20 protein-coding genes and 1 riboswitch are annotated in these 21,543 nt (G+C 40.1%); of the genes, 5 read left to right on the forward strand and 15 right to left on the reverse strand.

Annotated elements, in window-relative coordinates:
* Window positions 1–18: 18 nt before the first annotated feature.
* The 9 genes from MHI35_RS15200 to MHI35_RS15240 form a co-directional block, all read right to left on the reverse strand.
* Window positions 19–1,512 (reverse strand): UxaA family hydrolase, encoded by a 1,494-nt coding sequence (locus MHI35_RS15200; protein WP_144521990.1) that lies wholly within the window; start codon window positions 1,510–1,512, stop codon window positions 19–21.
* The gene (locus MHI35_RS15205) at window positions 1,509–2,966 is read right to left on the reverse strand and encodes a tagaturonate reductase (RefSeq protein ID WP_144521988.1); all 1,458 of its coding nucleotides are present in this window, start codon (window positions 2,964–2,966) and stop codon (window positions 1,509–1,511) included. Before MHI35_RS15205 ends, MHI35_RS15200 begins: the two co-directional genes overlap by 4 nt.
* A 55-nt stretch (window positions 2,967–3,021) precedes the next feature.
* Window positions 3,022–4,032 (reverse strand): LacI family DNA-binding transcriptional regulator, encoded by a 1,011-nt coding sequence (locus MHI35_RS15210; protein WP_144521986.1) that lies wholly within the window; start codon window positions 4,030–4,032, stop codon window positions 3,022–3,024.
* Between the two features lie 68 nt (window positions 4,033–4,100).
* Window positions 4,101–5,537, reverse strand: a complete 1,437-nt coding sequence (gene uxaC / locus MHI35_RS15215) for a glucuronate isomerase (protein ID WP_211063547.1) — start codon at window positions 5,535–5,537, stop codon at window positions 4,101–4,103.
* A gap of 137 nt (window positions 5,538–5,674) precedes the next feature.
* The gene (locus MHI35_RS15220; protein ID WP_144521982.1) at window positions 5,675–7,429 is read right to left on the reverse strand and encodes a HAMP domain-containing sensor histidine kinase; all 1,755 of its coding nucleotides are present in this window, start codon (window positions 7,427–7,429) and stop codon (window positions 5,675–5,677) included.
* A gap of 3 nt (window positions 7,430–7,432) precedes the next feature.
* On the reverse strand, window positions 7,433–8,155 hold the full coding sequence (locus MHI35_RS15225) for a response regulator transcription factor (protein ID WP_144521980.1): 723 nt from the start codon (window positions 8,153–8,155) through the stop codon (window positions 7,433–7,435).
* 176 nt (window positions 8,156–8,331) lie between these two features.
* Entirely contained in the window at window positions 8,332–9,147 is an 816-nt protein-coding gene (locus MHI35_RS15230; RefSeq protein ID WP_144521978.1) for an ABC transporter ATP-binding protein, read from the reverse strand.
* A gap of 19 nt (window positions 9,148–9,166) precedes the next feature.
* Complete coding sequence (locus tag MHI35_RS15235; RefSeq protein ID WP_211063548.1) at window positions 9,167–10,189, reverse strand: FecCD family ABC transporter permease; 1,023 nt, start codon at window positions 10,187–10,189, stop codon at window positions 9,167–9,169.
* Window positions 10,190–11,242, reverse strand: a complete 1,053-nt coding sequence (locus MHI35_RS15240; protein WP_211063549.1) for a FecCD family ABC transporter permease — start codon at window positions 11,240–11,242, stop codon at window positions 10,190–10,192.
* A gap of 259 nt (window positions 11,243–11,501) precedes the next feature.
* Between MHI35_RS15240 and MHI35_RS15245 the strand changes: the two genes are divergently transcribed.
* Window positions 11,502–12,440 carry an iron-hydroxamate ABC transporter substrate-binding protein gene (locus tag MHI35_RS15245; RefSeq protein ID WP_335349306.1) on the forward strand — a complete coding sequence of 313 codons (939 nt, stop codon included), beginning with the start codon at window positions 11,502–11,504 and terminating at the stop codon, window positions 12,438–12,440.
* 35 nt (window positions 12,441–12,475) lie between these two features.
* Here the strand turns inward: MHI35_RS15245 and MHI35_RS15250 are convergent, their stop codons facing one another.
* The 3 genes from MHI35_RS15250 to MHI35_RS15260 all read right to left on the reverse strand — a co-directional run bounded on the left by MHI35_RS15250 (window position 12,476) and on the right by MHI35_RS15260 (window position 15,026).
* Window positions 12,476–13,882 carry an amino acid permease gene (locus tag MHI35_RS15250; protein ID WP_144521972.1) on the reverse strand — a complete coding sequence of 469 codons (1,407 nt, stop codon included), beginning with the start codon at window positions 13,880–13,882 and terminating at the stop codon, window positions 12,476–12,478.
* Between the two features lie 189 nt (window positions 13,883–14,071).
* Window positions 14,072–14,250: riboswitch (Lysine riboswitch) on the reverse strand.
* A 121-nt stretch (window positions 14,251–14,371) separates the two neighbouring features.
* Complete coding sequence (sspJ, locus tag MHI35_RS15255) at window positions 14,372–14,515, reverse strand: small acid-soluble spore protein SspJ (RefSeq protein WP_003213383.1); 144 nt, start codon at window positions 14,513–14,515, stop codon at window positions 14,372–14,374.
* 82 nt (window positions 14,516–14,597) lie between these two features.
* On the reverse strand, window positions 14,598–15,026 hold the full coding sequence (locus MHI35_RS15260) for a MarR family winged helix-turn-helix transcriptional regulator (protein ID WP_211063552.1): 429 nt from the start codon (window positions 15,024–15,026) through the stop codon (window positions 14,598–14,600).
* Window positions 15,027–15,197: 171 nt separating this feature from the next.
* Between MHI35_RS15260 and MHI35_RS15265 the strand changes: the two genes are divergently transcribed.
* The 4 genes from MHI35_RS15265 (at window position 15,198) to modB (ending at window position 19,257) form a co-directional block, all read left to right on the forward strand.
* Window positions 15,198–15,689 (forward strand): metal-dependent hydrolase, encoded by a 492-nt coding sequence (locus MHI35_RS15265; protein WP_050944121.1) that lies wholly within the window; start codon window positions 15,198–15,200, stop codon window positions 15,687–15,689.
* A 124-nt stretch (window positions 15,690–15,813) separates the two neighbouring features.
* Window positions 15,814–17,664 (forward strand): LTA synthase family protein, encoded by a 1,851-nt coding sequence (locus tag MHI35_RS15270; RefSeq protein ID WP_211063553.1) that lies wholly within the window; start codon window positions 15,814–15,816, stop codon window positions 17,662–17,664.
* Between the two features lie 151 nt (window positions 17,665–17,815).
* The gene (gene modA / locus MHI35_RS15275) at window positions 17,816–18,592 is read left to right on the forward strand and encodes a molybdate ABC transporter substrate-binding protein (RefSeq protein WP_211063554.1); all 777 of its coding nucleotides are present in this window, start codon (window positions 17,816–17,818) and stop codon (window positions 18,590–18,592) included.
* A complete protein-coding gene (gene modB, locus MHI35_RS15280; RefSeq protein WP_335349305.1) occupies window positions 18,592–19,257 on the forward strand; it encodes a molybdate ABC transporter permease subunit in 666 nt (221 codons plus the stop codon). The genes modA and modB overlap by 1 nt, the downstream gene beginning before the upstream one ends.
* Window positions 19,258–19,286: 29 nt before the next feature.
* On the opposite strand, the gene MHI35_RS15285 is transcribed toward modB, so the two are convergent.
* The 3 genes from MHI35_RS15285 to MHI35_RS15295 form a co-directional block, all read right to left on the reverse strand.
* Complete coding sequence (locus MHI35_RS15285; RefSeq protein ID WP_211063556.1) at window positions 19,287–20,249, reverse strand: ABC transporter permease; 963 nt, start codon at window positions 20,247–20,249, stop codon at window positions 19,287–19,289.
* Window positions 20,224–20,886: an ATP-binding cassette domain-containing protein gene (locus MHI35_RS15290; protein WP_211063557.1), complete on the reverse strand. Its 663-nt coding sequence runs from the start codon at window positions 20,884–20,886 to the stop codon at window positions 20,224–20,226. Before MHI35_RS15290 ends, MHI35_RS15285 begins: the two co-directional genes overlap by 26 nt.
* A gap of 110 nt (window positions 20,887–20,996) precedes the next feature.
* Window positions 20,997–21,500, reverse strand: coding sequence for a hypothetical protein (locus tag MHI35_RS15295; protein WP_335349303.1), 504 nt, complete (start codon window positions 21,498–21,500; stop codon window positions 20,997–20,999).
* Window positions 21,501–21,543: the final 43 nt, after the last annotated feature.

Below are 21,543 nucleotides of genomic sequence, written 5' to 3' on the forward strand. Positions count from 1 at the left end.
TCTCATCCCCCAGTCGCCTTAAAGTGTGACACCTGTTTTGAAAATAGCCAGCTCTCTAAAATTGTTTTTTTCATGATTTAATAACTTTCCACTCGCCACATCAATGACAGTTGAAATGAATTTTTCTAACACAACATCTTCTGGTACATCTTCAAGCAATTCTCCCGCATTAAAGTCAATCCAATGTTTTTTTGTTTCATATAAGGCTGTATTCGTCGAGATTTTCATTGTTGGGACAAACGTGCCAAATGGTGTCCCTCTACCTGTTGTAAAAAGAACCAACTGACAGCCGGAAGCGGCAAGAGCAGATGAAGCAACCAAATCATTTCCTGGCGCACTTAATAAATTTAGACCTTTTCGCTTCAGCAACTCCCCATATTTCAATACATCTTGAATGTCAGACGTTCCTGCTTTTTGTGTACAGCCGAGAGATTTATCCTCTAATGTCGAAATTCCCCCTGCTTTATTTCCCGGGGAAGGATTTTCATATACTGGCTGTCGATGATCCATGAAGTATTGTTTAAAGTCATTGATCATTTGCACAATATTGTCGAAAGTCGCTTCTGATTCCGCTCTCTCCATCAAAATCGTTTCTGCTCCAAACATTTCTGGCACTTCTGTTAATACTGTCGTACCGCCTTGAGCAACAATAAAATCGGACAGTCTCCCTAAAAGCGGATTTGCGGTAATGCCGGAGAATCCATCTGATCCCCCGCACTTCAAGCCGATTTTCAGCTCAGTTAACGGGATTTCTTCACGGTGATCTTCTTTCGCTGCCTCATAAATTTCTTTGAGTAAAGCGACTCCCGTCTCAATCTCATCTCCTACTTCTTGGCTTCTTAAAAATTTCACTCTCTCATCGTCATATTCACCTAATGTAGACTGAAAATCTTCAATGTCGTTATTTTCACAACCAAGTCCGAGGACAAGTACGCCTCCAGCATTGGGATGCTTCACAGCATTTTGTAAAATGGTTTTTGTATTCTCATGATCGTCCCCAAGCTGTGAGCATCCGTAATTGTGTTTTAATACGAGAGCTGTTTCAAATGGATGGATGCTTCCGCCCATTTCAGCGGTGAATATTTGAATGATTTGATCTGCAATGCCATTTACGCATCCAACGGTTGGGACTATCCAAAGCTCATTGCGGATCCCGCTTTCCCCATTTTTTCGCTTATATCCTTTAAAAGTAAGATTCGTTTTTTTATAGGGGTTCTTTGTAAATGAAGGCTCATATTCATAATCAAGCTTCCCTGATAGATTGGTTTTGATGTTATGTGTATGCACCCATTCTCCAGCAGAAATGGCAGTCGTTGCATGCCCGATGGGGTAGCCGTACTTCATGATATTCTCTCTCTGCTTGATATCAGCCAATGCAAACTTATGACCTTTGGCAATGGTTTCTTTTAAAACAACAGCATGCTCTTGATGCTGCAACTTCTCTCCGTGTTCTAGTACTTTTAAAGCAATACCGACATTATCTGAAGGGTGAATCACAATAAAATCTTTCATGCCTTCTCCCCCTGACTTTCATATTGATGTTTCAGCATTCTTTGAACAGCCGCTCTCATCCCTTCCTCCTGTATGAAAGTAAGCTGATCAGCTACAGCGTGAACCAAATCATGTATATCCGTTAAATTTCTCCCCCATAATGACTCACATGATAGAACCTTAGCTGCGATCGCTTCATTAGATTTGTTCACTTCTTCAAAGACATCCTTCATGAATTCCAGTACAGTCTCATCATCCTTTATCTTTTCTGCATGTGCTCTGTAAAAATAAATGAGGCTGCTGAGTGAAAACACGAGTTTCATTGGAAGCTGTTTCTTTTGCTCTACATAATCAAGCAATGATGGAAGAATACGGGTTCTAAACTTAGATACACCATTGAGCGCAATATCCAGCAATTGATGCTTCACAAATGGATTGCAAAAGCGATCCCAAACTGATTGTGTATAAAGAAGAAGCTCATCTCGAGAAAGCTCAAGCCCTGGCAGTACTTCCTCCTCAAGCATCCGCCGGATGAACGGGCCAACATCCTCATGATCCACAGCTTCTTTTACAGTTTCTATCCCGCATGAGTAAGCGATTGGCACCATCGCTGTATGGGCACCGTTTAAAATCCGTACCTTACTCATACGATAAGGCGCAATATCCTCTACAAAAAGGACATTTAAACCTGCTTTTTGAAAGGGAAGCTCTTTTTGTACGAAGACAGGTGCTTCAATAACAAAGAGATGATAGTATTCCGCCGTGACAAGCAACTCGTCGATATATCCCTCTTCCTTTTGGACAATTTCAGCTGTTTCCTTAGAAAACCCTGGAACAATCCGATCCACAAGCGTATTACAAAACGTATTGACTTCCTTGATCCATGTGATAAACGCAAGCGGCAGATCCCACTCAATTGCCATTTTCACCACATATTCCTTCAAACGGTCACCATTATGTTCGACCAGTTCACATGGAAGGATGATCAGCCCTTTTTGTTCATCTCCAGCAAATGCTTTAAACCGGTGATATAGGAACGCAGTCAGCTTTCCTGGAAAACTCGCTTGCGGTCGATCCTCCAAGCGATCCTCCTTTCTGAACAAAAGTCCTGCCTCTGTCGTATTTGAGAAAACAAAGCGGAGATCGGGGTTTTCAGCTACTTGTAAAAAAACATCATAATCCGTATACGTACTGATTCCTCTGCTGATCGATTGTATGATCATGCGCTCATTCATTTCTTGACCGTGATGATAGCCCTGAATACATAATGTGTATAAGCCATCTTGTTCATTTAAAGCTGCAACAGATCCTTTTCTCGGGGGAACAACAACAGCTCTTCCTTTAAAATCTGTGCAGTCGTTCAGCTTTTGAATGTGCCAATTCATAAAACCTCGCATAAAATTCCCTTCACCAATCTGCAAAATCGTTTCCGGATACTCAGACACCGGGTATATTGTTTTTGATAAACGTTTCAAATGGCTCCCCCCCTGTTTTATGCACACGTGAACAACTCACTTTAAAAGATGCTGATTACTGCACCTTTTTGACTGAATCTCTGATCATCAGCTCTGTATGGACATACACTTTTTCCATATGATCCTCTTCCTGTTCTTCACCGTTTATGACGGATAGGATGGCTTCTGCTCCAAGTGCACACATTTTTTCGATTGGCTTTTTCACCGTTGTCAGTGCAGGCGTGGTATAGGATGAAAATGCAATATCATCAAAACCGATAATAGAGACATCGCCTGGGCACGTCTTACCCTTTGCATATAAAGCATTCATCGCACCAATGGCCATGTCATCATTAGAGCAAAAAAGCGCTGTTGGCGGATGACCAAGGGTCAGCAGGGATTCCATTGATTCATAGCCGCTTTTCATATGGTAGTCACCCTTGATCATATAGTCTTTTTTCATCGGAATATGGTGATCAATTAACGCTTGGAGAAAACCAGCTTTTCTCTCCTGAGTCGATTTAAAGCCTTCTTTTCCTTCAATGATGGCAATTTGTTGATGGCCTTGCTGAATGAAATAGTCCGCCGCCTGGTATGCTCCTTGACTATCATCTGCTAATATATTCATCACTTCATGACTTTCTACACGGCGGTTCAGCACAATGATTGGAATGCCCTGTTTCTTGACATGATGGATAAACGCTTCATCGTGCTCGCTTTGGCTCATCAGCAAAATGCCATCGTAGCGCTGTTTATGAATGGTTGTGTAATCATGAAAGTCGTCAATTCCCCTTACAAACAAATTGTAATGCTCTGTCATGACGCTATTGACGCCTTTTAACGCATCCACAAAGAAGCTTGAGGATGTGCCTTCTGTTAAACTCGTAAAAAACAGACCGATCGTAAACGATTTTTGTGATACAAGGCCTCTGGCATGGACATTTGGTGAATAGTTCAGCTGTTTTGCAATCGACAAAATCTTTTGTTTTGTCTTCTCTTTAATAAAAGGACTATTATTCAAAGCCCTTGACACTGTGGTATGAGAGACATTTGCCAATTTTGCTATGTCTTTAATTGTGACTGTCATGCTATTCCGCCTTTTATGATTTTTTTCCATCTTATCATAAAACCGCTTTCATTTTCTTACCTTTTTCCTCATGTGATTTTACTTTGATGATGGAGCTGCTTGGCTCGGTCAAATTGAAAATATTGCTTGGCATTTTCATAGCTGATTCCTTTCACGATCTCCCCTAACAGCTCTAGGTCATAGGGGACTTCTCCTTTTTCTACCCAATCCCCGATGATATCACAAAGCAGTCTTCGGAAATATTCATGCCTTGTATAGGACAAAAAGCTTCGTGAATCTGTCAGCATTCCGATAAAACGGCTGATCAGTCCGATACTGGAAAGAGCCATCATCTGCTCTGTCATTCCTTGCTTCGTATCATTAAACCACCACGCTGTGCCGTGCTGCATCTTCCCCGGTGTCTTCCCGTCTTGAAAGCTTCCAGCCAATGTTGATATCACGACATTGTCCCTTGGATTCAAGGAATACAGAATCGTGTTTGGCAATGCATCTTCTTGATCTAAACGATCTAATATGCGGCAAAGCGGCTTTGCAATGTCTTCGTCATTCATCGCATCGTACCCCGTATCTGGTCCGAGTCTCTCAAACATTTTCGTATTGTTGTTTCTAAGTGCATTGATATGAAGCTGCATTGCCCAGCCCCGCTCACAGTAAGCCTGACCTAGCATAATGAATGTCTCTGTTTTAAATTTGATCTTGTCTTTTTCTGTCAATGGATAACCTGACATTCTTTTATGAAAGATGGCCTCCACTTCTTCTTGTGTCGTTTCTTCATATGTCATTTCATTAATGGCATGATCTGAGATCAAGCAGCCGTGTTCATGGAAAAAATCAATTCTCGCGCGAAGGGCATTTAAAAAATCTTGGTAGGATTGTATTGAAGTAGCTGAAGCATCTGCCAGCTCATGAACATATTTTTCAAACAGATCATTCGCTATATCAAGTGCTTTATCAGGTCGAAACCCTGGAAGCACTTGTACAGAGAATCCCTCTTCCCGCAGTTTTTGATGATATTGAAGTGAATCGATTGGATCATCTGTTGTCACAACGGTTTCAACGTTTGATTTCATGATGAAGTCTCTCGCACCAAATCCCTCTCCTTGCAGTTTTCCATTGACTTTCTGCCAAATGATGTCTGCATTTTTTTCATTTAATAGGTCTTCGACTCCGAAATATCTTCTCAGCTCTAGATGAGTCCAATGATAGAGGGGATTTCCTATGGTCATAGGGACGGTCTTCGCCCACGCCAAAAATTTATCATAATCAGATGCATCACCCGTGACATGCGTTTCAGGAACTCCGTTTGCTCTCATAGCGCGCCATTTGTAATGATCTCCATAAAGCCATGCCTCAGTGATATTTCGGAAGGTTTTATTTTCATAGATGTCTTTAGGACTTAAATGGCAATGGTAATCTATGATTGGAAGGTCCTTTGCAAACTCATGATATAACTTTTCCGCCGTTGGACTGTTTAGTAAAAACTGCTCATCTAAAAAGGCTTTCATCAAATTTCCCCCATCCCTCTTATCGTATGAAAATGATTTGTTCACGTTAACAATTTAATTGTAATCGTTTACAAAGTTGATTTCAATCCTAAAACAGGAAAAAACGATCTCCTTCAGAAAGGAAAATCGTTTTTTGGCTATTTTACAGGAGGTGATTTTTTTAGGATAATCGCAATAGTTGTTCCAGCACCAGGTTCACTTTCCACCTGAATATCGCCGTCATGCAGTAAGACAAGCTCTTTTGCTATTGCCAGACCAAGTCCTGTTCCATTCGTTGGGTCATTTGTATTTGTCCCTCTATAGTAGCGGTTAAATAAATGATCGACCGTTTCTTGTGCCATTCCGCATCCGTTGTCTTTCATTTCGATTCGAACTTCTTCATTTGTTTCAGACAAAACAGCTGTAATATGCGTGCCTTTTTGGTTATGCTTGACTGCATTCGCCAGTAGGTTCTCAATCACTCGTCTGAACCAAGCTTTGTCGATCTCAAAGATGACACCGTTAGTTTGATTTTCAAAAGAGGATGAAAAATCCTCAGAAAAAGAGCTTCTTGAAAACTCGTCCATAATAGAGGCTAAAAATTCACCCAGCTCGACCGGCTTTCGATTTATAGGCAAGGCCCCATTTTTCAATCGATACGTGAGGTTTAAATCTTCAATCAAGGTCGACATGTATTCTGATTTCTCACGAATCACCTGTCCCATTTCCATGACTTCTTCTTTGGACCATTGATATTGATCAGATTCAAGCATGAGCCCGTAGCCGTAAATGGTACTAAGAGGCGTTTTCAAATCATGAGACAATCCTGCAATCCATTCTTCCCTTGTGGTTTGAATTTTTCTTCGGTTTTCTTCATTCTCTTTTAATGTAAGTGTGAGCTGATCCATTGTTTTTAGGATATCCTCAAATAATCTGTATTCCCGCTTAATACGACCTTTTTTATTTTTACTGATTGGGATTCCTTTTCTATTGGTTGGTTCCTGCAATTTATTTCTAGATAAGAAAATCAACCAGCGGATAATGTGATAGATCGGCAGTCCATAGCGATACGAATACCATAATGTCATGACGATAATAATTGTAATCGCAAGACCTGCAATTAAAATGGTCGTATATTGATTTAAAGCGTCTGTTTCTTTATCGTATAAGCCATCTGGGCTGTATACTTTATTTGGTACAGAAATAATGATATACAGGTTTTTATTCACTCTGATATAAGACAGATCACTTCTAAACTCCCAAGGCTTTGATTGATACTTGAGCAGTTCAACATCTGTTACGTCATGTTTCAAATTGGTATTAGCTCGAATACCTTTTAAATATTTCCCTTCATCATTGAACAGATGCACCGATCCATTCATTCTTTTCAAGAATTCTTTCGTTTCAACCGAATATTGAGAGAGTGCAGCCAAGTCTTTCTCGTGCTGCTTCAGATAATTGGCGACCTTTGTGCTGTTCGTTTTGAACCCATATAGCACGATAAAGCTTTTTTGATCAATCTCAATTGGCCAGAAGTACATCTTGTAATCTTTAAATTGCCTTTTTTCAAAGATTTTGATCATTTCATCCTTTTGATAGGATGTTGGAATGGTCTTAGGCCGGCGATAGCTATAGACGTTATCCTTTTTTGAATCAATGACTTGCAGCCAACCGTCTCGTTTTCTCACCGCTTGCTTGAGCTGATCATCGGCTTCCATTTCTCCATCCTCATTGAAATAAAGCCAGCTCATGAGGGTATCTCCATCAGCTTTAGTTAGACCGGTTTCAGCCATGTTCTCATAGTATTTTTTTAAATATAAATTATCAGAGAACGTATTTCCGATGATAAAAACAGCAATCACAATAAACATTTGTCCAACAAAGTGAAAGAAAAGTTTTGCTCGTAAATTCATAGATTATTTAAGAACCTTTGCTGGGTGCGGTATAAATTTATAGCCCATACCACGGATCGTCACAATATATTCTGGCTGACTCGGATCTAACTCGATCTTTTCTCTCAGCTTTCGAATATGAACCATCACGGTGTTGTTATCACCATACGATGGAACGCCCCATACTTTCTCATAGATTTGATCTTTTGAAAGTACCACATTTGGATGATCACAAAAGTACTTCAGCAAAGAGAGTAGCTGAGCTGAGCATGCGGTCACCTCTCCTCTTACTTTCAATTCGGCTGAATGAGGATGATAAGAGAAATGGGCATATTCATATTGACTTTGAGCATCATCTTGGTCTTCTTTTAAAGAGATATATGTTCGGTTTAAGTGAGCCTTAATTCTAGCCACAAGCTCTAGCGGATTAAATGGCTTAGTGATGTAATCATCTGCCCCTTGAGCAAAGCCAGTCAGTTTATCTACATCAGACGTTCTTGCAGTTAAATAGAAAATGGGCGCTTTCGTATATTTTCTCATTTCAGGAAGAACATCAAAACCAGACTTACCCGGCATCATCACATCTAGAAGTAAGAGGTGGATGTCCTCATTTTTGACAACATCTAATGCTTCATCTGCATGGTAAGCTTTATATATATGCTTGAATCCTTCTTTTTTTAATACGCGTTCAACCATTTTGACAATTGCTTCTTCGTCATCTGCAATCAATATTTTTGCTGTTTCCACGCATCTCTTTCCTTTCTAGCTATGATCTCTAACCGTATATTACCATTGTCTAAAGTAAAAAAGTACCTCTTTTCTGCATAAAAGCGAAAAAATATCAACTGGAGGAAATGGAAGTACTAGGAATTTTCAGGGACGCAAAAAAACTCGGCTATTCCACCGAGTTCCTTTTACTTCTATTATCCATTCACAGCTTCTAGCTTTCTTTCATGATTCATTAAGTCATAAGTTAAACAGATCGGCTTATTCGTTCTAGGGTCAAGTACGATTTCTGCATCAATGTGGAATACTTGACCAAGCACCTCTTTGGTCATGACCTCATGAGGCGTCCCATCTTTGATGACTTTTCCTTGATTGAGGGCAATCATATAATGAGAAAAACGTGCCGCATGATTCAAATCATGAATGACCATCAACACAGTTCGTCCCTGCTCTCTGTTTAACCGTTCTAACAGCTGAAGAATCTCGAGTTGATGTGCCAGGTCCAAATACGTCGTTGGTTCATCCAATAGAAGCAGTTCCGTTTCCTGAGCTAGTGCCATCGCAATCCATACACGCTGACGCTGTCCACCAGAAAGTGCTTCAATTGGCCGGTCATGAAAAGCAATCATGCCCGTTTCCTCAAGTGCCCATCTGATGATTCGTTTATCTTCATTTGATAAGCGACCAAATCCATTTTGATGTGGGAAACGTCCATACGATACCAGCTCATACACTGTCAGTCCGCTTGGTGCTTCGGGCGTTTGCGGTAGGATCGCCATTTGTTTTGAAATTTCTTTTGTAGGCGTTTGATGAATAGCCTGACCATTTAAGTAAACAGCGCCTTGATTGGACTTCATGATACGGGACATTGTTTTTAAAATCGTTGATTTCCCGCACCCATTCGGTCCGATCAATGTTGTCACCTTGCCTTTTGGGATACTGATATTTAAATCCTCTACAATCAAACGGTCCTGATAACCGATGCATAGTTTTTCTGTTTCAAGCGATTTCATATGTTTTTCTCCTCCCTCATTAATTCGTTTTCATCAATAAGTAAATGAAGTAAGGTGCACCTAAAGCAGAAACGACTAGACCAACTGGCACCTCTGATGGTGCAAGTATGACGCGACCAAGTGTATCTGCTAGTAATAATAACAGTGCGCCAATCAACGCGGAGGCTGGTATCATTCCTTGGTGCTTTGGTCCAACAAGCTTTCTCGCAAGGTGCGGTGCGGCTAACCCTAAGAAAGAGATACTACCTGCAACAGCGACACTTGCACCTGCTAATGCAACGGCAATTAGCATCATGAAGCTTCTTTCTTTATGAACTGAAATTCCTAATCCATAGGACAGCTGGTCACCTAAATTCATGATATTTAAGTAGCGTGCTCTCACAAGCGCTAACACAAGGAAAATAAGCATCCATGGCAGAACTGATAAGACATACATCCAGCTTGAGCCCCAAATACTTCCTGATAGCCACACGATGGCTTGGTTAAAATCATTTGGACTCATTTTTAATTGAATGACCACAATTGCTGCTGAAAACGCAGCGTTGACGCCAATACCCGTTAAAATTAATCGAACAGGTGTGATGCCTTTTTTCCACGCTAACACATAGATGAGAAATGCAGCAAAGGCTGCTCCTGCAAATGCGAAAAGCGGCAGGATAAAAATCGTCAATTGACCTAAGTTCGACATCGTGCCTTGAAATACAAAGATAAAAAGCACAACAGCAAAGCCTGCGCCCGCATTCACACCAAGAATTCCGGGATCAGCTAAGCCATTTTGAGAAACACCTTGCCAAATAGCTCCTGAAACAGCGATAGAAGCACCAACAAGTAAAGCGATGATCATTCTTGGAAGTCTGAATTCGAACAGCACCAGCTCATCCATTTCGCTTCCGAATCCAAAAAATGTTTTTAATGTATCTATCGGAGAAATACGAATTTCCCCGGTATTTAAACTAATCAAAAATACCGCGACGATGGCTAAAAAGATCATCAGCATCGTTCGTTTATATTTCCTTTTCTTTGCCTGCTGCACCATTTCCATTTAAATTCCGCTCCTTTCACGTCTCGCTAAATATAAGAAGAAAGGAACGCCTATAATCGCAGTAATGGCACCAACTGGCGTTTCAAATGGAGCATTGACCAGTCTTGCCGCTATGTCTGCATAAATTAACAAAATGGCACCTAAAATAGCTGAGCAAGGGATAATCCACCGGTAGTCTACTCCGACCAAGAATCGAGTGACATGGGGAATGACAAGCCCGATAAAGCCAATTGAGCCTGCCACTGACACAGCAGCACCAGTTAAAAGAATCACGACCAATATTCCTAACACCTTGACCGTTTTCGTATACTGCCCGAGTCCTTTTGCCAATTCATCACCTAAGCTCAGTACAGTGATCGAGCGAGCAAGGATCATCGCAACCACAAGTCCTATAATGGCAACTGGAATAACAACCTGAATGTTGCTCCAATTCAAGCCTGCCACGCCGCCTGCGTACCAAAAGCTCATGTCTTGAGCGACGTCAAACCGAATGGCAATTGCTGTAGAGATCGAGCTTAAAAGAGCTCCAACTGCCGTACCCGCTAGTGCGAGCTTCACTGGTGTCAGGCCTCCCTTAGACAGAGTACCGACACCAAACACAATAGATGCACCGAGTGCGGCTCCAGCAAATGACCAAAGAATTAATGTGAAAGAAGATTGGCCTGGGAAAAAGGCAAATGCTATCGCAATTGCAAATGCAGAGCCATTTGTCACACCCATAATTTCAGGAGACGCAAGCGCATTTCTCGTCATCCCTTGCATGATGGCGCCAGATACAGCTAAAAAGGCACCGACGAGTGCAGCCCCAGCTGTACGCGGCAGCCTTAATTCCCGAATGATTTGATGTGACGTTTGTTGTGGATCAAATTGAAAAATGGCTTCCCATACCGTGTGTAGATGGATATTTGCTGCTCCTAATGATACCGATAAAAAAAGACCAAATGCTAAAGCGATAATTCCTATGATGACAACAGCTGCTGTTCCAAAGGGCTTCGTGACAATATCCATCTCATCGTCCTTGGCTGGCAGCTGTTTATTCGATTGTGAGCCCAAAACCAGTCTCTTCCTTTCCGTTCATATCTATTCGTTATCAATGATAATGATTATCAATCTCGAAGTCTAGTATATCATTTTCTTTCCTTTTTGAAATCATTGTTCTGAACATTTTCTTTATTTTCATCAAAAAACCGGGAGAAATTCACCATTTTTCTTTTGGTCCTAAAATAGCCGATGTTTTTTTCATTCCATCATGTTACGATATAATTGAAATTGAGAATCATTATCATATAAAAGTGAATAGGAGAGAAACTTTGTGAAAAACCGATCTGGCTTTCTTTTGATATCCTTAGCCATTCTCATGCTTTTTACAGCTGCTTGTGGCAGCACTTCAAATAAAAAATCTGGCGACAACCAGGATGACACCATCACCTATCAGGATGTGAAAGGTGAAGTCAAACTCCCTAAAGATCCAAAACGAATTGTGCTTCTGGCTGAAAGCTACTACGGTGACCTCGTGACACTTGGCAAGACGCCAATTGCTACAACTTCTCCCATCTTTAAAAACCCTTTCTATAAAGGCAAAACGGATGGTGTCAAAAACCTTGGAACAAACCCTTCTGTTGAAAAGGTCGCCGCTTTGAAGCCAGATATGATTATTGCTTGGGGTGAAGATGAGAAATTTGATAAATACAAAAAAATTGCAACAACCGTTGCCATTAAATACAATCAATATTCCTTTAAAGATCAACTGAAAGAATTCGGTAAAATGACAGGTACACCGAAAAAAGCAACAGAATGGATCACAAAATGGGATACAAAAATAGCTGAGTTAAAACCTAAAGTAACAAAAGCCGTCGGCAACAAAACCGTTTCAATCGTGTCACCTTTTGATAAAGGTATTTATATCTTTGGAAACACCTTTGCACGCGGAGGCGAAATTATTTATGACGAACTGAAGTTACGTGCGCCAAAGGCAGTGAAAAAAGATGCCATTGACAGCGGCGTCGGCTATGCAAACATTTCTCTTGAAAAGCTGCCAGAATACGCAGGCGACTTTATTTTCACTAGTCCATGGAGCGGTTCAAAAAGTAAAGGGGACCAGGTGTATGAAAGCAGCATTTGGGCATCACTTCCTGCTGTACAAAAGAAACACGTATTTGAAATCGACCCTGTCGGTTACTTCTTTAATGACCCCGTGTCTCTCGAAGGACAGCTTGAGTTTATCGTGGACCGTTTAACTTCTGCATCATAAAAAAACGTTTCTCCATATGTGGAGAAACGTTTCCCTTATTCCGTTCCTTTGGCAAATCCTTTTGACATAAATGGATAAAGCAAAATACCTACTAAGAACAGACCGATGCCAAGTCCAAAAGTTTTCAAATCAGCTGTTCCTGAAATAATGACCCAAGCGGAATATCCCATTGCAATCAGCGCAATGATTCCATCTCTTGTTCGCTTTCCTTTTTGAAGATCATACGTGTCACCTTGCATAATGACTTTAAAGCTATAGATTGAAGACACAATATACGGAATGAGATACGCAAGTGTCGCTGATGTCGTTAAAAAGGTAAAAGCTTCATTAATCGTACGAGACATTACTGAGAAAATAAATAACTGTGACATGATATTTGTAACCGTTAAAGCAAAAACAGGGCTGCCTTTTTTGTTTGTTTTTGCAAATACTGCCGGAAAATCGCCAGCCTTTGCTGCTTGATACGGTACTTCTGAACCAAGTAAGATCCAGCCGAGCATCGAGCCAAATAAACAAATAATCGCAAGCAGTGCCATCACAATTCCCCCAGCCGGCCCAATAATAAGCTGAAGCACATCAACGAATGGTTTATCTGAGCCTTGCAACTGATCGTGTGGCAGGACGCCCATTGTAATCAAAGTAATAATCATGTAGATAGAAAGTGCGATTAAAAGACCTGTAATCGTTGCACGTTTCACATCGCGCTGCGAGGACGCTCTTCCTGATAAAATGACAGCAGATTCGATGCCAATAAATGCCCATAGTGTGGAAATGGCCGCATGATGAATTTGGCCTCCAAGTCCGAGCATTCCTTCGCCCTCTGCTGCAACTGGGAAGTAATAATGTTCAAATAATGCCGTTTGGAATGCAAATAATCCCGCAACAATAAAAAGGACGAACCCAAGTACCTTTGAAAAGGTCGTAATAAAGTTTAATTTACTTGCAGCGCTTAAGCTTGTAATTAAGATCGTATGTGTTCCCCAAAGTAGAATGGTACATACAATAAACGTTGTCAGCTGACCAAGTGTGATCGCTTCTTTACCAAAGGTGAAAATCTCCGTCTTCACGGTGAGAATAGGGAAAAATGTCGTTAAATAACCGGCAAGACTCGTAATAATTGCGACATTACTAATCCAGCTTGCTACCCAATATCCCCAAACCATTGTAAAACCGGCCGCTTTCCCTTTTTTCGGATCGTTAAAAAGTGCTCTTGCATAACTTTGTGGTCCCGCCGTTAGCTGCGGCTTATGAATGGACAAATGCCCAAAAACAAGTGCAATCATCAGCACACCGCCACCTGTGACAAGCCATGCCATCGTCACACCTAAAGGACTCGCATGCTGGGCAAGCGTACTTGGCAGCATAAAGATGCCTGAACCAACCATATTTCCGACGACAAATGCCGTCAATAACCAAAAACCCCATTTTTTTGTCTGTTCCATTTCCGTACCTCCGTTATATTCACTTCGGACCAGACCCGGCAGTATCTTCATTGATATATTTGTGAAGCAATGACTTGTATTCTTTATGTTCATGGGTCACTTTCTTAACAGCATACCCTTATCTTCGGTACTCAGAACATAAAAAAAAGCCTGAACAACAGTCCATGCTTTTCAAAACATACACCTTGATCTCCGGATAGCCCTCCACGCTTCAAAGACGTGGCAGTCCTGCATTTATTCAATGCAGACCCAGCATAAAGAAAGTTGGAGCTCTCCCTACACTTCGGCGCTGATGCCTTTTTTCTCATGATCTTCGATTCCATCTCTCCCATGAGTGACTCATCATCCGCGCAACCTCTACCTCACTGAGACATAGCGTGAGGATTTCTATTCATTTTTACTACACGAAGGTTATCAAACATTCTCATTTCTGTCAAAGGGTAAAACATAGAAAAAGGGCAGAGATTCTTTTCTCTGCCCTATACCTGCTTATTGATCGTTGTTTTTCTTCTTTTGTACAGCTTCCTGAAGCGGATCGCCTGCTAGCTCTTTACTTGCTTCTTCTAACAGCTGATCTACTTGCTTGTGGTCTTTCTCGCTTTTCGCCTTTTTATCCTTTTGGAAAAATGACATCGCTGTTTCCTCCCTTTTCATAAAATGCGGTTGCCTGCTTAATTTGTGCTACAGTGCGCCGCATTATACAAAATGGAAAAGCTCAATCATCATGAAAGGTCTGTCTCATTTTTTGCAGATATGTCAAAAAGGTCTTTAAGTCTTCCTTTGTGAAGTCTGACATCATATGCTGAATCACCTTCCCAAACAGGCGTGTATGTTTTTCATAAATTGCCTTCCCTTTTTCGGTGGCTTCTAACCGGACGAGTGAGGGGTCATCTTTGTCCCGTTCTCTCTGAATATAACCTTGCTCACATAATTTGTTGAGTGCAATGGAGGCTGCACCTGGGTTTAAAGAGAGTCTTTGTTTCAGCTCTTCGGCATCTGATACTTTGCCTTGTATCAAAATAGAAAGAGCATATATCTGCGGAGGCGTGATGTCTTTTTCTAACTCAAGTAACTTGCGGTTTAATTTACGGCTGACTTCATAATGTACAAGAACAATTTCTTTTAAAATGTCTGCATTACCCATCCGAATCGCATCCTTATCGTTAGTATCAACATGACTTCCCCCTTATTATAGAATGTTTTTCCAATCAGCCAACCCTTTTGTCCTTTTTTTCTTTAGAAATAAGCCTTGCTGAATGAATTCACCCTTGATATAGTGAATACTTGAACAAAAAACAGAACAGGAGTACGCATCATGACAGGAAAAACACACATTATGGGCGGAATCGCCGCCTCAACTGCCGTCGCCTACTACTACGGATTCGACCCAGTGATCATGGCTGCAGCTGGATCAGCAGGTGCTTTGATTCCTGATCTTTGCCATACAAAAAGTAAAATCGGTAGAAAATTTCCGCTGCTCTCGGCCCTGATCAGCAGCGTGTTCGGTCATCGCACATTTACACACAGTTTATTATTTCTACTGATCATTTATTTTCTCGCGACAACATACATTCCAAATGACAGCCTAAGTATCGGTTTACTAGTTGGAATGGCGAGCCACCTTATCCTTGATGCTGGGACAGTGAACGGCATTAAATTTTTATTTCCAGCTTCCATTAAAGTGCGTCTCCCCTTCTATGTCAAAACAGGCAGCACAGGAGAACAAGTCGTACTAGCTGCTCTCACTGTCGTCACCTGTTATTACATCGCCGTCATCTGCGGCATATCGATCCCCATCCAGTTCTAACAGAATAAAAAAGAGTTTTGCGAAAAAGATAAGTTATGAATTGATCATTCCTCATTTTTTTAGTAGGTTTAAGATAAGTGTTTTTGCCTTGCAGCTGAATACAGAATGGTGAGGAGATACATAAATGAAAGCGTTTTTCAAAAATCACTGGTTTTTAGTGTATTCCATCCTCTTCATGTGGATGAAAACATACATCATCTATCAACTAGGTTTTCACATACGAACGGCCAATCTGTTTCATGAATGGCTGCTTTTGATCAATCCACTTAGCTTTCTACTCCCTTTGTTTGGGATAGCTCTCTTTTTAAATGAAACCAAACAAAAGGTTTTTTTATTGACTGCAAATTTTATTCTAACGGCGATTCTGATATCGAATACGATCTTTTACGGTTTTTATATTGATTTCATTACCATTCCCGTGCTATTTCAAGCGAAGAACATGGGAGATATGGGCAGCAGTATGACGGAATTATTCCACCCGCTTTTTGTACTAATGCTTGTTGATTTTGTCGTACTTGCTTGGCTGCTCAAGCGCAAACCATTAGCCCCAAAAGCGTCATACAAGACGATCAAAACATATTATGCGATCTGCTGTAGTTTCCTATTGTTTCATGTCAGCTCAGCTATGATGGATCACCCTCGATTTCTGACAAGCTCTTATGATCGTGAAGTCATTGTCAGAAACCTCGGGCTGTTCCAATTCCACCTATACGACGGTGCTGCCCAAACAGCACGCATTGGACAAAAAGCCTTTGCAGATGAAGATACGCTTTCTACTGTAGCAAACTACACCAAAGCTGATTACAGCGCACCAAACGAAGAGTACTTTGGACTTGCTAAAGGCAAGAACGTTGTGTTCATTTCACTTGAATCGACGCAGCAATTTGTTATGAACCAAAAGGTAAATGGACAATATATCACTCCCTTTTTAAATCAATTGGCTAAAAAGAGTTTTTATTTTGATGAATTTTATCAGCAGACAGAGCAGGGAAAGACGTCCGATTCAGAGTTTATTGTTGCTAATTCCCTCTATCCTTCTAGCAGCGGTGCTGTCTTTTTCACAGCGAGTGATAATGAATATGACACGTTATACAAGCAGTTGAAAAAGGAAAACTATCAATCCGTCCAATTTCATGCGAATAATAAAACGTTTTGGAATCGTGATGTGATGTATGAATCACTAGGAATTGATCGTTTCTATGATGTCGATTCTTATCATGTCAATGAACGGAATTCCACTGGCTGGGGCTTAAAGGATATCGACTTCTTTGATCAATCCATTGATTATTTAAAAAAGTTGAAGCAGCCTTATTACAGTACGTTCATTACTTTGACCAATCATTTTCCATTTGAAATTGACCCGGAGGATCAGTTTATCGATGAATATGATTCGTCCAGTACCATTTTAAACCGCTATGTGACGACCGTCCGCTATCAAGATGAAGCGATTAAGAAGTTTTTTGATCGTATGAAAGAAGAAGGATTGTATCACAATACGATGTTTGTCCTCATGGGTGACCATTATGGCATCTCTGAGGCACATCATGAGGCAATGGCACAGATGCTCAATCAAGAGGAAATCACACCGTTTGATGCGGTCAAACTGCAGCGTGTTCCGTTTTTGATTTACATTCCTGGTGTCACGGATCAAGCACCGCAGACCATTTCTGAAACAGCTGGTCAAATAGACGTAAAGCCAACACTTCTTCACTTACTAGGGATTGAAACAAAGGATTCCATTCAATTCGGCAATGATTTATTTTCAAATGAACGGACGCCTTTCGCTGTATTGAGAAACGGAAACTTTATTACAGATGAGTATCTCTATACAAAAAACACCTGCTATGATCAAAAAACAAAAGAACCCGTTAAGCAGGATGAGGTATGTCAGCCCTATATAGAAAAAGCCAATAATGAGCTCTCCTTATCAGACAAGGTGATCAATGGGAATTTACTGCGTTTTTATCAGCAATAAACAGGATCAAACGATCTCCTTAGTCGTCACACTGAAAGTCGCCATTAGGCGGCTTTTTCTTTTCTCTTTTTACTGAAAGTCTATGAATGCCCAAATAAGTTTGCTTATAATAAAGGGAAATACATGATAATGAATGATAAGAGGTGTGAACATGAAGTATACATTCTTAGCCCTCATCTCCATATGTTTGCTCCTGAGTGGATGCCAAACTGAGATGAAGCCATCTAATGCGAATAAAAAAACAGAACTTGTGATTTCAGCAGCGGCAAGTCTTCAGGATGCACTAAAGGAAATTGAAGCCTCTTTTCACAAACAGCATCCACATGTGACATTAACAAATAACTTCGGGTCATCCGGCGCATTGAAGCAGCAAATTGCTCAAGGAGCAAAAGCGGATCTCTTTTTCTCAGCAGCTGAAGAGCCCTTTGATGAACTTGTTCAATCTGGAGACATTGATCAAGATTATATCAAGGACGCCATACAAAATGAGCTAGTCCTTATTGTGCCAAAAGATGGCTCTTCCTCTATTAAAAGCTTTCAAGACGCCCAGCACATAAAAGGAAAGATTGCTCTTGGCACACCTGAATCGGTTCCTGCTGGTACATATGGCAAAGAGATCTTTACAAAACTGAACATATGGGACCAAGTGAAAAAGAATGCTGTCTACGGCAAGGATGTGCGGCAAGTCCTAAGCTACGTCGAAACAGGAAATGTAGACGCTGGTGTTGTGTATAAAACAGACGCCCTCGTTTCTAAAAAAGTAAAAATCGCAGCTGAAGCAAATTCGGACATGCACTCTCCGGTTATATATCCAGTAGGGATTGTCAAAGGGACAAAACATCTAACGGAAGCCAAGGTCTTTTTTCAATTTCTTCAATCTGATACAGCCAAAACTATTTTTAAGAAATATGGCTTTCAAGTGTCGTAATGCCTATGCTGACTGAAGATTTTCTATCACCCATTTGGCTGTCCATTCAAGTGGCGATCGTTAGCGGACTGATGGCCACTGTTTTTGGCACAACGATTGGCTTTTGGATGGCGCGAACAACTTTTAAAGGGAAAATGCTTGTGGAAACGCTTCTGATGATGCCACTCGTTCTCCCACCAACAGTCGTTGGCTTTTTATTGCTCGTCGTATTCGGAAAACATAGCGTAATAGGGCGCGCGATTGAATGGATCTTCCATCAGTCGGTCATTTTCACATGGTGGGCGGCGGTCATTGCTTCGACAGTCGTGGCATTTCCGCTCATGTATCAATCAGCAAAGGCGGGCTTTTCAACAATTGAGTCAGATATTGAAGGGGCTGCAAAAGTAGATGGTGCTCATTCATTCCAAGTCTTTGCCTATATTACTGTACCTCTTGCCCTGCCATCCCTCTTGTCAGGCAGCATCCTTAGCTTTGCAAGAGCCCTTGGAGAATTCGGAGCGACCTTAATGTTCGCCGGCAACATCCCAGGAAAAACCCAAACACTCCCAACCGCTATCTATGTGGCGATTGATTCTGGACGCATGGAGCTTGCATGGGCATGGACGATCTGTATTGTGATCTTATCTTTTATAATGCTTTTGGCTGTTCGTAGAAGTAGTACGTAAAAAATCCCTCTATTTTAGAATAGAGGGATTTAGGCTACATATTTACTTTGCCGTTTTACAATCGTATAAGTCATCAATGATGACAGGTAGAATAGCAATGAAATACTAATCAGTATGGTGATGATATTCACGGGAATAGGCACAAATAATTGGTAGTTTCCTTCAAACGAAAAAAGGTGCAAAGCTAAGTTGGCAATCATGTTTTTCAAATCAAAGACACCTAAGTTAGGGATCAATAAAAAATAGACCATGTAGATGATCCCTGATAAAATAAAACTTCGACATAAACTACCTAAATAAAAAACAAGTGTACTAAATAACCAACTAGTACAAATAACAAACATGAATTGAAGCAATATAGAATGTTCATTACTATCTTTATATGTAAACAATTGAACAGATATATCATTTGATATGGCAGAATAAAGGATATGACTAGCTATATAAGAAATAAGAGAAAGAATAGGAATCAATAATACAATGATGACATACAGAGATAATTGCTTAGAAAACAACACATCATTCCACTGATATCGAACTGCCTTTATTTTCAGCGTTTTATATTTAACATCATATGTTGATAAATAAATAGCATATAAACCAAATACGAGAGGATAAAAGATAAATCCCATCCATTCTAAAGTTGTTGAAATCGTTTGAGTCGGTTCCATCAAATGAAGTGAATGAATAAACTGCTCATAATCATATTTCAAGACATTCTCGACAACTTCCCCCTCAGCTCCGGCTAATTCTCCTTCTTCTATGTTGACTGGCATCGTCAAAGCCTTCTTAATATCAATACCGAGCTCTTTGTATTCACTTTCTGTTTTTACATATTGGGCATAGTTGGATTTTGTTGTTTCATATTGAGCATATACATTCCATAACGAAATCAGCATTAATGGAATGAACAAGATAAGAAATGCTTTGGCATAATATTGATATAAAAACTCTTTTTTCATTAATTTATAAATATGCTTGATAGATGTCACCCAAATCCTCTCCTTTTTCCTGAAAGTCATGGATTTGAATCATTGATTTGTCTTTTAAAATAAACAATTCATCCACAATAGATGAATAAAATTCAAACTGATGACCTGTAGCAATAATCGTCATGTCTTCAGACCATTTCTTAATCATTGCTTTTAACTCCATCATTGTTCCATAATCTAATCCATTTGATATCTCATCTAAGAATAAATAAGTTGGTTTTGTTAGGGCAATGAAAATGAAACTGAGCTTCTTTTTTTGTCCATAGGAGTAATGTTTGACCTTCTTTTTGAGTATCTCATGTGGTAGGTATTCTCTTGCCAGTTCATCACACTTTTTTTGATCAACAGGGCGATTTAACAATAAACGTATATTTTGATAGCCATTTAGATTTAAATAGAGTGGAGTATCATCAAACATCACCTGAATCTCATTTCTTACTCGATCAATTGGCTGATGATTAAACAAGATTTCCCCTTCATAGTGTTCTAGATGAAGTAAGCATTTCATAAAAGTTGTTTTTCCGGATCCATTCTTCCCCATGATGAAATTTATTTTTTGATGTTTTATTTGAATATGTAAATCTTCAAATACAGGCTGATGTCGATATGTTTTTGTCAATCCTTTTACATGGATCATTTTCCAAAAACTCCTCTTAGTATTTTTTGAGATTATTTATAATATTTAAACAGCGCTACTATGATTTGTAAATAGTTCTTAAGTAGCGCCTTTTCTATTAATCTATTATATTAATCCCAACCATGTTTCCCTTTTCCATTAACCCAAACTCGATCTGTAAATGAGTTACTCACAAAGGTAACATCTCCCCACGGAGTAGGTGTTCCAAATTTAAGAGTTGTTTTATGTGCCCATTTATGAAGTTTAGATCCCTTATAGTATCTTTTAGAACCATTTTTCACCACTTTATTAGGGAAGACATAGCCTGCATCTTGAGAACCAGAACTCGATTTAACTTTACCCGAAGAATATTTCCAATCTACATATGATTTGGACCAAGCCATAAAGCTCCCTCTAGATGTGGTTAGCCTTTTAGCATACACTTTCGAAGCACTTGTAGACATCTCACCTTTATTCGTTTCCTTTATTGATTGTACATACATGGTACTATTAGAATAATCTTCTTGAAGTACTTTTTGCTCCTTACTTAAACCAACATTTGTTGCTTCGGCAAATGTCGTAGGTAGGATCGTGGCACCCAAAGTTAGCGACAAGCCAAGAATGACTTTTTTCATATAATTAACCTCCTTTTATTTACAGTTAATAATTTACCATTTA

The organism is Bacillus sp. FSL K6-3459, from assembly GCF_038003305.1.
In the GTDB taxonomy this organism is placed as follows: Bacteria; Bacillota; Bacilli; order Bacillales; family Bacillaceae; genus Bacillus; species Bacillus pumilus_O.